The sequence below is a fragment of the Stenotrophomonas sp. 1278 genome, assembly GCF_029892765.1.
Lineage (GTDB): Bacteria > Pseudomonadota > Gammaproteobacteria > Xanthomonadales > Xanthomonadaceae > Stenotrophomonas > Stenotrophomonas indicatrix.
This window is the reverse complement of record NZ_JARXWD010000008.1, coordinates 141,981-157,153: the sequence shown is the minus strand read 5'-3', so window position 1 is coordinate 157,153 and position 15,173 is coordinate 141,981. Positions and strand designations below refer to the sequence as shown.

The 15,173-nt window shown below is 58.7% G+C and carries 13 protein-coding genes; 8 read left to right on the top strand and 5 right to left on the bottom strand.

Going from position 1 to position 15,173, the window contains the following annotated elements; genetic code table 11:
• Nucleotides 1-265 precede the first annotated feature (265 nt).
• The 4 genes from M2299_RS10320 to M2299_RS10305 all read left to right on the top strand — a co-directional run bounded on the left by M2299_RS10320 (nucleotide 266) and on the right by M2299_RS10305 (nucleotide 2,121).
• Nucleotides 266-721, top strand: coding sequence for an SRPBCC domain-containing protein (locus M2299_RS10320; protein ID WP_099842344.1), 456 nt, complete (start codon nucleotides 266-268; stop codon nucleotides 719-721).
• 9 nt (nucleotides 722-730) lie between these two features.
• The gene (locus M2299_RS10315) at nucleotides 731-1,045 is read left to right on the top strand and encodes a metalloregulator ArsR/SmtB family transcription factor (protein WP_100436164.1); all 315 of its coding nucleotides are present in this window, start codon (nucleotides 731-733) and stop codon (nucleotides 1,043-1,045) included.
• Nucleotides 1,046-1,047: 2 nt separating this feature from the next.
• Nucleotides 1,048-1,506, top strand: a complete 459-nt coding sequence (locus tag M2299_RS10310; RefSeq protein ID WP_033830924.1) for an SRPBCC family protein — start codon at nucleotides 1,048-1,050, stop codon at nucleotides 1,504-1,506.
• A gap of 75 nt (nucleotides 1,507-1,581) precedes the next feature.
• The gene (locus M2299_RS10305; protein ID WP_280884296.1) at nucleotides 1,582-2,121 is read left to right on the top strand and encodes a chemotaxis protein CheW; all 540 of its coding nucleotides are present in this window, start codon (nucleotides 1,582-1,584) and stop codon (nucleotides 2,119-2,121) included.
• A 91-nt stretch (nucleotides 2,122-2,212) separates the two neighbouring features.
• Here the strand turns inward: M2299_RS10305 and M2299_RS10300 are convergent, their stop codons facing one another.
• Nucleotides 2,213-2,995: a 3-hydroxybutyrate dehydrogenase gene (locus M2299_RS10300; protein ID WP_280884299.1), complete on the bottom strand. Its 783-nt coding sequence runs from the start codon at nucleotides 2,993-2,995 to the stop codon at nucleotides 2,213-2,215.
• A 785-nt stretch (nucleotides 2,996-3,780) separates the two neighbouring features.
• On the opposite strand from M2299_RS10300, the gene M2299_RS10295 reads away from it, so the two are divergent.
• Both M2299_RS10295 and M2299_RS10290 read left to right on the top strand, forming a co-directional pair.
• Nucleotides 3,781-5,697, top strand: coding sequence for an AAA family ATPase (locus M2299_RS10295; RefSeq protein ID WP_280884295.1), 1,917 nt, complete (start codon nucleotides 3,781-3,783; stop codon nucleotides 5,695-5,697).
• Entirely contained in the window at nucleotides 5,694-6,653 is a 960-nt protein-coding gene (locus tag M2299_RS10290) for a hypothetical protein (protein ID WP_280884294.1), read from the top strand. Before M2299_RS10295 ends, M2299_RS10290 begins: the two co-directional genes overlap by 4 nt.
• Nucleotides 6,654-7,000: 347 nt before the next feature.
• Here M2299_RS10290 and M2299_RS10285 read toward each other — a convergent pair whose 3' ends face one another.
• Nucleotides 7,001-7,840 (bottom strand): type 1 glutamine amidotransferase domain-containing protein, encoded by an 840-nt coding sequence (locus tag M2299_RS10285; RefSeq protein ID WP_280884293.1) that lies wholly within the window; start codon nucleotides 7,838-7,840, stop codon nucleotides 7,001-7,003.
• 96 nt (nucleotides 7,841-7,936) lie between these two features.
• On the opposite strand from M2299_RS10285, the gene M2299_RS10280 reads away from it, so the two are divergent.
• On the top strand, nucleotides 7,937-8,869 hold the full coding sequence (locus M2299_RS10280; RefSeq protein ID WP_280884292.1) for a LysR family transcriptional regulator: 933 nt from the start codon (nucleotides 7,937-7,939) through the stop codon (nucleotides 8,867-8,869).
• A 544-nt stretch (nucleotides 8,870-9,413) separates the two neighbouring features.
• Nucleotides 9,414-9,770: a hypothetical protein gene (locus tag M2299_RS10275; protein ID WP_280884291.1), complete on the top strand. Its 357-nt coding sequence runs from the start codon at nucleotides 9,414-9,416 to the stop codon at nucleotides 9,768-9,770.
• Between the two features lie 81 nt (nucleotides 9,771-9,851).
• Here the strand turns inward: M2299_RS10275 and M2299_RS10270 are convergent, their stop codons facing one another.
• The 3 genes from M2299_RS10270 to M2299_RS10260 form a co-directional block, all read right to left on the bottom strand.
• A complete protein-coding gene (locus M2299_RS10270; protein ID WP_280884290.1) occupies nucleotides 9,852-10,772 on the bottom strand; it encodes a restriction endonuclease in 921 nt (306 codons plus the stop codon).
• 182 nt (nucleotides 10,773-10,954) lie between these two features.
• A complete protein-coding gene (locus M2299_RS10265; protein ID WP_280884289.1) occupies nucleotides 10,955-14,053 on the bottom strand; it encodes a type I restriction endonuclease subunit R in 3,099 nt (1,032 codons plus the stop codon).
• Nucleotides 14,054-14,056: 3 nt separating this feature from the next.
• Nucleotides 14,057-15,172, bottom strand: a complete 1,116-nt coding sequence (locus tag M2299_RS10260) for an anticodon nuclease (RefSeq protein WP_280884288.1) — start codon at nucleotides 15,170-15,172, stop codon at nucleotides 14,057-14,059.
• Nucleotide 15,173: the final 1 nt, after the last annotated feature.

Sequence of the window (15,173 nt, the reverse complement as noted above, 5' to 3'; positions counted from 1 at the left end):
CGGGCGGGCAACTCAAACCACCCAACACCCCCAGCCGGCGGGCAACCGGCCGGCACCACCACGATCGACAATCCACGCCGCTGCATTGACCGGTAGTGCCGGCCGCTGGCCGGCAACTGCAGTCCCCCAACTCGACCAGGTTGCCGGCCAGCGGCCGGCACTACCACGACCGTGCGTTCACGGCGGCGGAGTTGACATGCAGGCATTTACCTGCCTATTGTGATCCCACGGACGGCACCCCGCCGCCCACCGTGGAGCCACAGTCATGGTGGATATCGCTCACAGAGTCGGCATCAAGGCCCCATCAGCCCAGGTCTACCAGGCCCTGGCCACACCTGAAGGCATCGCCGCCTGGTGGGCCGAGGACACCACCGGCGACCGCCACCCCGGCGGCACCGTCACCGCCCGCTTCACCGCCAACGGCCAGGAAATCGGCGCCATGCAGATGAAGCTGCTGCAGCTGCAGCCAAGCGAGCGGGTGCTGTGGGAATTCATCGACGGCCCACCGGAATGGATCGGCACCACCGCGCGTTTCGCCCTGCACCAGGACGGCGACTACTGCATCGTGCTGTTCAGCCATGAAGGCTGGAAGGAGCGCGTGGAGTTCATGCACCACTGCAGCACCAAGTGGGCCATCTTCCTGATGAGCCTGAAATCCCTGCTGGAAACCGGGCGCGGTCAGCCCAGCCCGCACGACGTCAAGATCGACAACTGGAATTGAAGGCACCCCATGGATGCAGACAAGGTGTTCAAGGCACTGGCCGATCCCACGCGCCGCACGCTGCTGGACCTGCTGTGCGAACGCAACGGGCAGACCTTGGGGCAGCTCTGCGAGCACCTGCAGATGGCCCGGCAATCGGTCACCCAGCATCTGGGCCTGCTGGAAGACGCCAACCTGATCAGCACCGTCAGGCGTGGCCGCGAGAAGCTGCACTTCATCAACCCGGTGCCGCTGCACGATGTCTATACGCGCTGGGTAAGCAAGTTCGAGCAGCAGCGCCTGAGCCTGCTGCATGACCTCAAACAGGAACTGGAAGGAGAATGACGATGAGCGCTGAATCCACCCGTTTCATCCACGTGATCTATATCGCCTCCACGCCGCAGAAGGTGTTCGAAGCCATCACCCGGCCGGAGATTGCCCGCACCTACTGGGGCCATGAAAACGTATCGGACTGGAAACCCGGCTCGCGCTGGCAGCACGTGCGCGCCAATGACGAGCGCAAGGTCGAACTGGTAGGCGAAGTGGTGGAAAACACCCCACCCTCGCGGCTGGTGATCACCTGGGCTGCCGCCTCGCAGGCGGACAACCCGAAGGCCTACAGCCGGGTGACGTTCGAGATCGTGCCGTATGAGGACATGGTCAAGCTGACGGTGACCCATGACGAGCTGGAACCGGGCAGCGGCATGGATACCGGCATCCGCCAGGGCTGGCCGATCGTGCTGTCGAGCCTGAAATCGCTGCTGGAAACCGGCAAAGGCCTGGACGTCTTCGCCAAACCCCAGTAGTGCCAGCCCGTGGCTGGCAATCAGCCCACGGCCCAAGCCAACCCGTGAAGGCGCCTTGATCCCGCTGAACGATGCATGCAACGCGTGCTGGCCGCTCATCTGCAAAGTACGCGTTACGTCACGTCAACACGGCATCATTGCGTTGCAGTTTCAATACCCTTCCACAGGTTCCTCTTGCAGCCCTCTTCCCCTTCGGCCGGTGAACCGGCCCCGTCGTCGCCGGCCTTCATTGAAGTTGTTGTTGTGCGGGCCGGTACCCACCTGTTTGCCATCGATGTCGAAGCCGCGATTGAAATCCGCGGCCCGGAAACCTTTGATCGCCCCGGCAGTGGCGCCCGCCCGCACCTCACCGTGCGCGGCCACGCCCTGCCGGTGGTCGACCTGCGTCAGGCCATTGGTTTGTCCGCGTTCGCCCACGGCTGCCCGGCCATGCTGCTGATGCAGGCGGGCGCGGAAACGCTCGCTCTGGCCGTCGATGAGGTACGGGAAATCGAAAGCGTGCCGCGCCACAAGGTGCGGCCCGCCACAGTTATCCCGTTCGGGTTCTGCAGCCATCACGTCACGCTGGGCGCGCTCGGCGAGATTCCCCTGATTGATCCAACGCGGCTTCGATAACGCCGAACCACCGCGCCAACCTCCCGATAACACCGGACCCCACACCGATCTGCCGGTAGCGCCGGGCCATGCCCGGCGGGCAGCCGGCCAGCTAGCGCGCCGTCCAGCCTCCATCCACCGGCAGCGCCGTGCCCGTAATCTGAGCCGCAGCATCCGAGGCCAGGAACACCACCATCTCCCCCAACTGCTCAGGCGTCACGAACTGCAACGAGGGCTGTTTCTCGGCCAGCAGCGCGCGAGCAGCGGACTCCTGGTCCGTTCCCTCGCGCTCCGCCAACGCGGTGATCTGCTGCTCGACCAGCGCCGTTCGCACCCAGCCTGGGCAGATCGCATTGGCGGTGATGCCGGTGCCTGCATTCTCCAGCGCGGTCACCTTGGTGAACCCCACTACGCCATGCTTTGCCGCCACATAGGCCGACTTGTTCACCGAGCCCACCAGCCCGTGCACCGACGCGATGTTGATGATGCGACCGGATCCCTGCTGCTTCATGTAAGGCAAGGCCGCCGCAGTTGAGTGGAACACCGCCGAGAGATTCAGCGCCAGGATCGCATCCCACTTCGCTACGGGAAACTCCTCGATCGATGCGGTGTGCTGGATGCCCGCATTGTTCACCAGGATGTCGATGCGCCCCATCGTCGCAACGGCGTGGGTAATCATGCCACGCACGGCCTCACCACGGGACAGGTCGGCGCCATCATGCGCCACCCGCACACCGAACTCGGCTTCCAGGCCGGAACGGATGCGTTCGATCTCCTGCGCATCGCCAAATCCATTCAACACGATGTCGGCGCCTTGTCGCGCCAGCGCGGTGGCAATGCCAAGACCGATACCGCTGGTGGAGCCGGTAACTACCGCGACTTTTCCATTGAACATGGGCGAGCTTCCATGAGGGGTGGGAACGGAGTGTAGCCTCTGCACCCGGCCCTTTCCTTTAAAGTAACCGCATCACTGATGGACAAGTAGCTGTCATATGTTCCTCCGAGGGCGATCGAACGTTGGCAGCTTCCTGAATTCACGGAGCTGCCGCCTGGACTTACTGCTCCCCTGCTCCGCGTCTCGTCCATTCGCAGAAGGGATCGACGACTACTCCAGCAGACGATCTCATTTTCGGCCCACCTACTGCGCTCGGCCTATCGAGAGTTACACCGCGCGGACACTTGTAGCGCACCAGCGGCTGGCGGAAGCCAACTCCAATAGGCAGTATAGCCACCGAAGAGCATATAGCCTCTACGTGAATAGTTGAGGATGCAGTTTTTTTAGTGGCCGAGTAGACTCCGCAGATGATCTATGTCGATAAAGGGCGCGTGCCCGTCCCAAGTACTTTCCATCCCGGTGGGAAGGCCGAGAGAGAACGCATGCAAGCACAGGCGTTCTATAGCCATGGCGACCGTCAGAAACGCTTCACCTTTAGCGCGTATAGGTCTCAGGATGTAGTCAGGAGCCTAGGTCCGCTTTTCCACGATAAGTGTGCGTACTGCGAGACTCGCGTCGGCGCCGCTGGCCCTCTGGATGTGGAGCTTTATAGACCTAAAGGCGGCGTAGCCGAAAGTCCGTCTCACCCGGGATACTGGTGGCTAGCAGCGGATTGGCAAAACCTTCTTTTGTCATGCGCTGATTGCAACAGGCAGCGCAAGCACCAGGACTCGGATCAATGGACCGTGAGCGGCAAAGCCAACCGTTTTCCTTTGTCTGATGAGTCGAAGAGAGCATTTGATCCACACGGCGAACTAGATCGCGAAGAGCCACTACTGCTTAACCCCTGTGTAGATGCCCCCCAAGATCACCTTGTTTTCGACTGGAACGGCAAGGTGACTAGCGACACCATCCGTGGGCAGACCACCATTGCTGTTCTTGGGCTCAATAGATCCAGACTGGTCGCTGAGCGGGCTCGAGCCGCCCGCGACGCCCGTCTCAAGCTGGGGCTCATTGTGCCCCTACTCAGCGCACAGAAATCGGATATCGCCCAACAGGATCTGCTGGAACAACTCCTATCGGACCTACTAGGAATGACGGAAGATTCTGCAGAGTACGCTGGAATGACGCGCCAGCTGTTGCAGCCAGAGCTGAGCCGGATATTTGGTGAAAATAGAAGCAGAGAGAATCCTGGCTGGCTGGCCAAACAGCATATAGTTACGCGAGATCGACGTTCGCACGCCAAGAACTCCTACCAGGAATTCGAAAAACTCCAATCTTCGTTTTCTCTTTCCAACAAGAAGGGGCGCGAGCGCTCGATGTCGCAAAGGCGCGACATCGAACGCATATCTGTGCGCAACTTTAAGGGAATCAGGAGTGTTGACATAAACTTAGTCGCAGCCAGCAGTAATGGAGGCTGGCTAATGCTTTTGGGAGAGAATAGCGCGGGAAAAAGCTCGATCCTTCAGGCCATCAGCTTATGCCTTGCTGGCGCCGACTACTTTGCCTCTCTTATCGATAGCGGAGCGATCGCGCCTGACGACTTGATCAACGCTAACGCGCGAGCAAAGAAGGCAACAGTTCTCGTCAAGATGAGTGGATTCGCAGGCGTTCACAAGTTGACCGTAACGCAGGATGGGGCGATCTTCACGCGCCCCTCAGGTAAGACGGCCAGAGTGCAGACTTCGACCACAGGTCCAACCAGAACCAGTGGTGATGATGAGGCGCGCCAAGTTCAGGTGGTACTGCTCTGCTACGGCGCAACACGATTGCTGCCGAAAAGCACCCCTCCAAAGTATGGGCAACCCTACGCTCGAATTGACAACTTGTTCGACCCCTTCCTTCCCCTGCTCGATGCTGAGGCGTGGTTGGCAAAAGCGAATAAAAGTGAATTCGATGAAGTTGCACTTGCACTCAAGGATCTTCTGGCACTTGATGCCAGCGCGATGTTAACGCGCCGGCGAGGCAAGGTTTTTGTAAATGCACTTGGGGAAAGGGCCCCTATAAAAAGGCTGAGCGACGGATTCCAGTCTGTGCTTGCAATGAGCATCGACATTCTCGACGTTGCAGTTCGAATGTGGGGAGGCGCGCGGAATGCTGAAGGCATCGTAATATTGGACGAAATTGGGGCACACTTACACCCCACGTGGAAAATGAGGATTGTGGAGAGTCTTCGTCGCGCTTTCCCAGGAATGCAGTTCATCGCAACCACTCACGATCCGCTTTGTTTACGAGGCTTGGAAAAGGGCGAGGTCGTGGTAATGAAGCGCGCCGAGGATCATCGAATCGAAGCCATTAGTGGCCTCCCCTCTCCTTCAGACTTTCGTGTCGATCAGCTTCTCACCTCTGAGTTCTTCGGACTAAACAGCACAACGGACCCTCAGACAGAAGAAGAGTTCGACAATTACTACGCGCTACTTGCCTTACCCGAGCCAACCAGGGACCAGATTGAGCAAATTCAAGCGTTAAAAGAAAAGCTAGAGAGTAAGAGGCTGGTCGGGGAGACGCTGCGCGAGCAGCTGATGTTCGAAGCCATTGATCGCATCATCGCAACGCGCAATAGCAGACGACGAAGTTCCCTACCTGAAATGAAACAGGACGCGGCCGCGGAGATTGGACGCATATGGGACGAAACGGTTACATCCGTCTTGGAGGGCACATGATTCATATCAAGAAGACTGTCGTGCCTCCTAGCGTTCCTGTGTACAACAAGGCAAGCGTCGGCCCGAAAGGCAGTCAAATCACTCCTGCAGCGAGTGAGCTGGCGAACGCCATTGCGTTCTTCACGGACGGGAGTAACTACGCCGACGACAAGAAAATCACCAAGAAGCGCTTTATCTTCAAGGTCTACAAGAACACCAGTATTTCAGAAGAGCTGGAAAAGGTCTTCGGGACGAAATGCGCTTACTGCGAAAGCAGATTCGGCGCGGTCACACCCAAGGACGTCGAACACTACCGTCCAAAGTCCGAAGTCTTGTACCAGAAAGGTTCAGTCATCGCACCCGGCTACTACTGGCTAGCTGGTGATTGGTCAAATCTGCTCGTATCTTGCGCAGACTGTAATCGCGCGCGCAGCCACCTGGTCCCAGGACAGCCCAAAAAAACAACAATCGGGAAGCACACGCAGTTCCCACTATCCGATGAATCAATCCGTGTACGACTGCATTCACTTGATGTGGCCACCGAGGAGCCGCATCGCCTCTTATTGCACCCATGCATCGATCAGCCAGAAGAGCATCTCACCTATGACTCGAATGGCCTGATTTCTCCCATCGTAGCTGGGGATCAGAAAGCGGCCACTTCGATATTTGTGTACGCACTGCAGCGAAAGGGACTGGTTGAAGAGCGGAAGAGAGTCCTTAACGACCTGCAGCTAAAGCTTGATCTTCTGAAATCCCTTGCTGTCGAGCTAAACTCTATGGATGGGACGACGCCCACGTCCATTAGACAGGGAAAGCTAGATCAAATTGGGCTGCAGATGAAGGGCATATGCCTAATGTTCGCACACACGGCCCCATATCTTGGGATGCTGCGCGATTACATCCGCCGCAATCTGCTCGCAGGTACATTTGTGGACATTCGTAATGCGAATATCGATCTTGGACGCCTGTTACCCTAGAACAGCCCCATAGATTGCAAAGAGCGAAGGCGCAATTGTAGCGACCCCCTTCTTGGCGAGCTTTACCGCGAATCGGCTGCTAACCCGAAGCGAGCTTGATCGGTTTAGCATCACGACCAAGGCGCTTGCTACTTGATCGCCCCGCTACGGATTGACCTTCAAATGCCTCACCTGGAAGAGGATCCTGCTCCACGATCCTGATCAGACTCGCGACTGTCATGCCCAACTGTCGTGCAGCGGGGCCCGAATTCGATGCAGAGCATCTCGCGCCCAGCCGACCTGCGGACGCCTGGGCGGCCCAGCCCTCCAAAGCCTCTCCGGGCATACCAACTCCCTAGCGGGCAGCGCTACTTCAACCGCTCTACCAACCGCTGCCCCACCTCCAGCGCAGAAGCCGGGTTCTGCCCGGTAATCAGCTCGCGGTCCACCACCACATGCCCCGTCCATGGCGTGGCATTGCTGCTGAACCGCGCACCCGCCTTCTGCAACGCAGTCTGCGGGTAGAACTTCATCTCACCGCCGCCCAGCAGCGGCTTGGCCTGCTCTTCTTCCTGGTTACTGATCACCGTCATCTGGTAGCCGCTGTAGATCCACTTCGGCGTGGCCGGCATCACACCCGCATCCAGCGTCGCCACGAAACCCGCAGCATCCGGCAACGTGGACAGCAGCGCGATCGGCCCGTGGCAGACCAGCGCGGTGGTCTTGTTGCGCTGGTGGAAGTCGGCCAGCAGCCGGCCTAGCGCCGGGCTCTTCAGCAGGTCCTGCATCGGCGCGTGGCCACCGGGAATGTAGACCGCATCGAAACGCGCGTAACCCTGCTGCTCGACGCGCGCCAGGCTGACCACCGGCGAGGCCGTCGGCGAGGTCAGCCCCAGTTTCTCCAGCAGGTTCTTGTGCAGCGTCAGCTGCGCGGCATCGTTGCCGAAGTACGCCGGCGTCACCGAGGACGCATCCACCGTCGGCGCCCGCCCCTGCGGCGTGGCGAAGGTCACCTCGTGGCCCGCATCCAGCAGCAGCTTGACCGGCTGCATCAGCTCGTTGAGATAAAAGCCGGTGGACAGCACCTTGCCGTCCTTCAGGTCCAAGTGGCTTTCGTCGGACAGCACCACCAGCACGTTGGCGGCATGTGCGCCGCTGGCGGCCAGGGTCAGGGCCAGCGCTGCGGCCAGCCGGGTCATCAGGTTCATGGGGAGCTCCTATCGGGGAATGGCCGCCACTTTATTCATCGCCCCAGCGGCGATAAATTGGCCCCATCGCAAAACATCTGTTCCCCGGAGAGCCAAATGAGCCGTAAGTTCGACTACCTGGGCGATGTGGAGGTGTTCCTGGCGGTGGTCGAGCACGGCTCGTTCACGGCCGGCGCGGTGGCGCTGTCCACCACGCCCTCGGTGCTGAGCCGCGCGGTCACCCGCTTGGAGGCACGGCTGGGCCGGCAGCTGCTGCAGCGGACCACCCGCCGCGTGGGCTTGACCGACGCCGGGCGGCTCTATCGGGAACAGGTGCGCACCGCCTTCGGCCTGCTGGACGACGCCGAGCGCGACGTACAGGGCCAGGACGGTGCGCTGGCCGGCCGCGTACGCCTTAGCGTGCCCACCACCTATGGCCACTACCGGCTGCCGCCCGTGCTGGCGCGCTTTGCGCAGCAGTACCCGCAGGTGCAGGTGGAACTGAACATCACCAACCGCAACGTGGACCTGGTGGCTGAAGGCTTCGACCTGGCCATCCGCCTGGGCCAGCTGCCGGACAGCGGACTGGTGGCGCGCAAGCTGGAAGACGCCCCGCTGCTGCTGGTGGCCGCGCCGGACTACCTGCAACGCCGCGGCACGCCACAAACGCTGGACGACCTGCAGCAGCACCTGTGCTTGCCCTTCGTGATGCCGCGCACCGGGCGGTTGGCGCCGTGGATCTTCCGCGACGGCGGGCGCGACGTGGACTGGCTGCCGCGTTCGTCCATCGAGACCTCCGACGATGTGCTGGGCGTGGTGTCGCTGGCCGAACAGGGGATCGGCATCTGCCAGAGCTATGAGTTCATTGTGCGTGAGCGATTGCAGCGCGGGCAGCTGGTGGAAGTGCTGCCGCAGCTGTGGGGCAGATCGCGGCCGTTCTCGGTGATCTATGCGCCGCACCGGCGGCAGTCGGCGGCGGCGCGGGCGATGATTGAGCTGCTGGTGGGGAATGCGGCGGTGGTTGAGGACGGCGTTGGTCGAGGGTTCTGATGCTCTGGCGATGTCGGGTTCGAACCGAATTTCGGGCTGTGCCACTGATCTGGCGCCGCCGCCTGCCTAGGCAGACTAAGAACTGTTGCAAAGAAGGCCATCGCACTATTCGCTTGCGGCATAGGCGATTGCGCCACTTTGATTCGCAATCAACATAGCGGCTGCACGAATGCGTCTTGTGGCGTCGCGTGCTGCACGAAGGGTGCGTGCAACAATAGTTTTTCGCTCTCGAATCGCGCGATTTCTTCGCGAATTTCAATTTGCATTCGAAGCGGCAGCGTAAACACCATGGCGCGCCACCGACAACGGGTGGCAGCGGGTCTGCAAACCCGTTTGATGCACGCGCAAGTTGTTTACGCTTGCCCGTCGGCACCGTCCTTAACCGGTGCCGGCGGGCAATCCGTCGGCCTTTCTGGCGGGCGGTGCGTGGGAGTCTTCGGACTCACCGGCCAATAGCGCTGCATCAACCGGTTTGCAGCCACGCATCGTCCGCCACCCCGCCTACGCGGTGGCGCTGTTAAGCACAGCCAAGGAAACCGACGCCATGAGCGAATCCGACACCTTTTCCTCGTACACCGTTGTTGAGCCCATCAACGACGACACCCCCCTACCCGACCTGAACTACCTGCTCGGCATCCTCAAGCGCATGCGCGGCTGCGAGGGTGCAGATGGCCTGCCCTGGCCGGAGAACGACGTGTCACCCGGCCGACGCGTGAGCCTGGCGAGGACCGAGCGCGCGATGGTGGGAGCGCTGACGGTGCTGGAGCTGTTGCACGCGGCCGACCGCTGCCGGGTGGCGGCGGACCCGGAGCGGCATTTGGATGAGGGGGTGGTTGATGGGCTGTTTCTGGCTTGCCGGGGGTTGGTTGAGTGGGGTTGTCATGAGGTACGGCCGGAATGAGGCGGCATCCGCTCACGAGGCCCGAAATCAACCCCAACAGGGCTCGCGACTGTTCGCTCGAAAACGTCCCCTGAATGCGAATCAAGCATCTTCGTCGAAATAATCGCTGTCCACGGATGGAACCCGAAGAATTCGCGAGCTCACGCCAACCTCATTGTCGATCATGAGGCCAACCAATCGATTTCCATCGACGATAACAATGCCCTCAACGGAGCCAACAAAGTCAACAGCCTGAGGCGTGAAGCCAGACGTGGTTATGAAAACTCCGCGTTTGGCCTTCTGCCCAGCAAGCGCCCCGTAGAAGGCCTGAAGCTCTGGCCTACCAACCGTGCTCTTCCAGCGCTTCGCTTGCACGTAGACCTTGTCCAAGCCGAGCTTATCCAGCGAGATCACGCCGTCGATTCCACCATCTCCAGCTCCGCCTACGCGCAGCAGATCCGAGCGGCTCGCGCCATATCCCAATCGATGCAGGATATCAAGAACGATGATTTCGAACCGTCCGGGAGAAACACGCAACAAGCAATCCAGAAGCTCTGCCGCTGTTGCGGATTTCAATTCAGCAAGCGCACTATCAAGTCGATCATCGGGGCTCAAAACGGGTGACCCATGGGCTAGTTCACTGGACTCAGGGCCATCTAGCCCCGCAGCATCTACTGCGGATCGAAGCTTAACTGCGAGATAGCCAGTTGCGATTCTCCCAACCTCTTCGTCGTCCAGCGGGAACGGGTGATCGCCGACGTAACTTCTCCCGGCCTCCGTCAACTGCCAGACGCCGCGCCTCGGGCTGGACGAAAGGCCAGCGCGCTTCAGCCGATCATGCGCCCAAGCCGCTCGATTCTTATAGATCTGCGCACCGCTATCCAATACCCTGAGCTTCTGTTCCTCGGTCAACCCTAGGGCATTGGCCGCGGCATCATATGCCAAGGCGGCGGCAACGCCTCCAGGATTTCGCTCCAAGAAGCGCAATACGGGATCGATGAACTTGTCGTAAGTTGGAATCATCAAATTTGCCCCTTACGGTGTATTTTCCGCAACTATAGCTTCTTCCAGACAATGGCCCTGGGTTCGCTTCTAACCAAGGAAAGATCTGAGGGTCAGGCCAACAACTGACGTAAGGCGTTGATCAACGATGTCCAGTAACAGAACACCGTACACGATTCAGCGCCCGCCACATTCACCGATCGTCAGACGTGCCCACCTATTCCCTTGAATTTATCGACAAACGTGGCGATTTGCTGGAATACGCTCTGCTTCTTGGTCAGGTACTGCGGATTCAAAGGACTCATCTTGGGCAGCACCGCGTTGAGTTCTGTTCCGTTCTCACTGGCGAACTCGCGCCTGAGTGAGGTAGTGATGTAGCGTATGGCGGCATCAGCGTTGAGGTTCTCGGCAACGATCAACTCGTGCGCCTCACGGTGCTGTTCCGCCTGGGCGAAAGTGTAGAACGCCTCAATCACGCTCGCCTTTTCGTCAATCTTGTCCAAGTCGGTCTGATTGATGAAGTCAACCACCAGACTTTCTTTTGCGCGCTGCCCGAGGCTTGCACGTATCACGCGTCGCATTTCCTCGACCAATTCCGACTTGCTCTTGATCTTCTTGTTGTGCTCGAAAAGCAGCTCCAGAATGTAGTCCAGATTGATTTCCTGCGACTTGAGAAGATCCACCTCAAAAACCACGTCATTCCAGTCAATGGTCGACTGCTCCTTTTCGGCCCCGGCCCTCTCCCGCCGCAGCCAATCGCGCACATCGTTGTACGTTGAGCGGTAGTCCTGGATCTTCCGCTCCGCGGGGAGCGTGATGGCCTGTAGAGCAGTCAGATCGTCATCGCTCAAGTAGTGCTTGGCCTTGAAGGACTCTACCGCAGCGGCATCCGTTAGGTCGACGCTCTGAAGCTCCTTCAAGCTGGCGAACTCGTCGTAGTTCTGCAGGATGTTCTCTACGCGTAGGTACTCGCCAAACAGCTTGACGAAGGCCTTCTTGTCGGCCTCTCTTTCAATCGCTGCGGGATCCGGAAAGCGTGCCTCGAGTTCCTGCAGCACTTCCTTGAAGCCGCGCCGTGCCTCACCGGTGGCCGCGTCGGTGAAGCCCTCCATGTACTCGGAGTAGCTCTTCTCCAGCACCACGTTCTTCGTGTTCCTGTCACCGAACAGGGTGATGGCGTCGATGGTCGCCTGCTCCAAGTCGCGGAAGGTGATGATGTTGCCAAAGGTCTTGGTGGCGTCGAAGATCCGATTAGTGCGCGAGTAGGCCTGCATCAACCCGTGGAAGCGAAGGTTCTTATCGACAAACAGCGTGTTGAGCGTAGGGGCGTCAAAGCCCGTCAGGAACATGCCCACCACGATGAGCAGGTCGATCTCCCTGGCCTTCACTTGTTTGGCCAAGTCTCGATAGTAATTCTGGAAGCCGTTGCTATCCACGCTGAAGTTGGTCTTGAACAACGCGTTGTAGTCGGCGATCGCTGCGCTCAAGAACTCCTTGGCACTGCTGTTCAGAGCCGACACGTCAAAGCTCTCGTCCTGGATGTCGCCAATCGCGTCCTGATCCTCGTTGGCCGCGAACGAGAAGATGGTGGCCACCCTCAGCGGCTTGTCGTTGGCCTTCTGCAACTGCCTGAAGCATTCGTAGTAAAGCTTGGCGGCATCCACGCTACTGACCGCAAACATGGCGTTAAAGCCCTTATTGCCGGCATGCAGGCGGTGGGTCTTCTGCCGGAAGTGGGTCAGGATGTACTGGGTGATCTCGCGGATGCGGTCCGGGTGCAGCAGGGCCTGCCTGTTCTCGGCCGCACTCAGCTTCTTTTCATCCTTCTCGGTCTCGATGGCCTTGAACTGCGGCCGTACATCGTTGTAATCCACCTTAAACTTCAACACCTTCTCGTCGCGGATGGCATCGGTGATCACATACGAGTGCAGCTCCCGACCGAACACGCTTGCCGTGGTCTCGGCGCCCAAAGCGTTCTCCGGGAAGATGGGCGTGCCGGTGAAGCCAAACTGGGTGAACTTTTTGAACCTTCTCTTCAGATTCTTTTGTGCTTCACCAAACTGGCTGCGGTGACATTCATCAAAGATGAGCACCACTTGCTTGCCGTAGATGGGCAAGTCAACCTCGCTCTTCATCAGGTTGTTGAGCTTCTGGATGGTGGTCACGACGATCTTGTTGTCGTCCTTCGCTAGGTTGCGCTTCAAGCCAGCCGTACTGTCCGAGCCATTGACGCTGTCCGGCGAGAAACGCTGGTATTCCTTCATGGTCTGGTAGTCCAGATCCTTGCGATCCACCACGAAGAACACCTTGTCGATGAAGTTCAGCTCCGTGGCCAGACGCGCCGCCTTGAAACTGGTCAGCGTCTTGCCTGAGCCCGTGGTATGCCAGATGAAGCCACCGCTCTCCTTCCCGCTCCGGTTCTTGCCCTGATGGCTGCTGTTAATTTTCCACAGGATGCGTTCTGTGGCTGCTATCTGATAGGGCCGCATCACCAGTAGCGTATTGCTGACATCGAACACCGAGTAACGCAGCAGCACGTTGAGTAGCGTGTGCTTCTGGAAAAAGGTGGCCGTGAAGTCCTTCAAATCCTTGATAAGCGTATTGTCCGCCTTCGCCCAGTTCATGGTGAAGTCGAAGCTGTTCTTGTTGCGCTGCGTGGTGTTGGCGAAATAGCGGCTGTCAGTGCCGTTGGAGATCACAAACAGTTGCAGGTACTTGAACAGAGACTGCTCGCTGTTAAAGCTCTCCTTGCTGTAGCGGTGCACTTGGTTGAAAGCTTCACGAATCGCTACGCCACGCTTCTTGAGTTCCACCTGCACTAAAGGCAGGCCATTGACCAGAATGGTCACGTCATAGCGGTTGGCGTGCGAGCCCGCCTGCTCAAACTGCTTGATCACCTGCACCTTGTTGCGGGCGATGTTCTTCTTATCCAGCAGATAGATGTTCTGAATGCGCCCGTCGTCAAAGACAAAGTCATGAACGTAGTCGTCGTGAATCTTGCGGGTCTTCTCGACGATGCCATCGCTGGGCTTGTCTAGCCAGGAGTCGACGAATCGCAGCCATTCGCCTTCGGTGAACTGAATCGCGTTGAGCGCCTGCAGCTGCACGCGCACGTTGGCCATCAGGTCGACAGAGGTCTTGATGGACGAAGCGAACTCATAGCCCTGATTCACCAGATCCTGGATCAGCTCGCGCTCCAGATCACTTTCGCTCTGGTAGCTCTCGGCGACCTTCCACTCCCGGGTGTACTGGTCGAGGACGATGAAGTTCCTGGACTCGGCGATCGTCTTGTAGTCGTTCATTGGTCAGGCGCTCTGAGGCTGCCAAAAGGCATGACTGTTCTTAAGGTGGTCCAGCAACAGCTTGACCGTCGCGCTCTCGGCCGGCGATGGCTGTGCAACGGCTTCGTTGGACAGCGTGCTGTGGCTGGTAAAATTGATGATGCGACCGTAATACAGCTGCTTGTCATCTGGGAGAAGCTCAGACCACTTCGGATAGCCCAAGAAGCCGGCAGTCTTCTCGTAGAGATTGCGCAGCAGGGTGAAATGAAACCGCTCAACCCTGCGATCCGCAATGGCCTGCTCGATTGTCTGCAACAGGTGCAGATGGTACGAGAAGCTCTTATTGGAATCGCCCTGCTTTTCCGTCAACGCGTAGCTGCCATCTTCGAAACTCTCCAGCATGTAGCAGGTCTTGGCATTGAGCTCATTGAATAGCACGTTGTAGAACAACGGGCTATGCGTCGTGATGACGAACTTTAGGCCAGACTCACTGGATTTGATCAGCCCAGCCAAGTTGACAGCCAGCTCAATCAAATGATTCTCATCCAGTGAGCTCACTGGGTCGTCCACGAAGACGTAGTCCAGATTGTTGAAGACATCGGTGGAGCGGTCGGCGACCTCCGAGATGTTCAGCTCGGCAATCACCTGTTCCAGCAAGGCATTGAAAACGCTCCAGATGAAATTACTCTCTTCACCCTTGGAGATTTTTACGTGGGGCTCAGGCGCATCGTTACCGCGTTCGAACGAAAAGCTGACTGAGGAAAAATCTGTGCCGAAATGTGGCGTCAACTTATCGCTGGTGTAGCGTTGAAAGGTGGTGATGATGCTTTGGTCTTGGCCTTGCTCTTCCAGCACCCATTTAGTGAACACATTGGGCTGAATCTTCAGCTTGGGCTCAGAATCTCGCCCCAAATCGTTGTCCCAGTAGAACAGATCTTCGGTAAAAGCGCTGTAGTAAAGCATCCTCTTATCGGCCAACACCGACGGCATCGCTTCGTCGCCATCTCCCTTCGGAGAAATCAGCTGATTGAACGCTCGAGACAGTCGCGTCTTACCTGTCCCGTTGAAGGCATAGATCAACCGCACCTTCTTATTGGCGACTTGCAGTTGTTGAGCGACCTCCGCGAGCGTCATACTCATA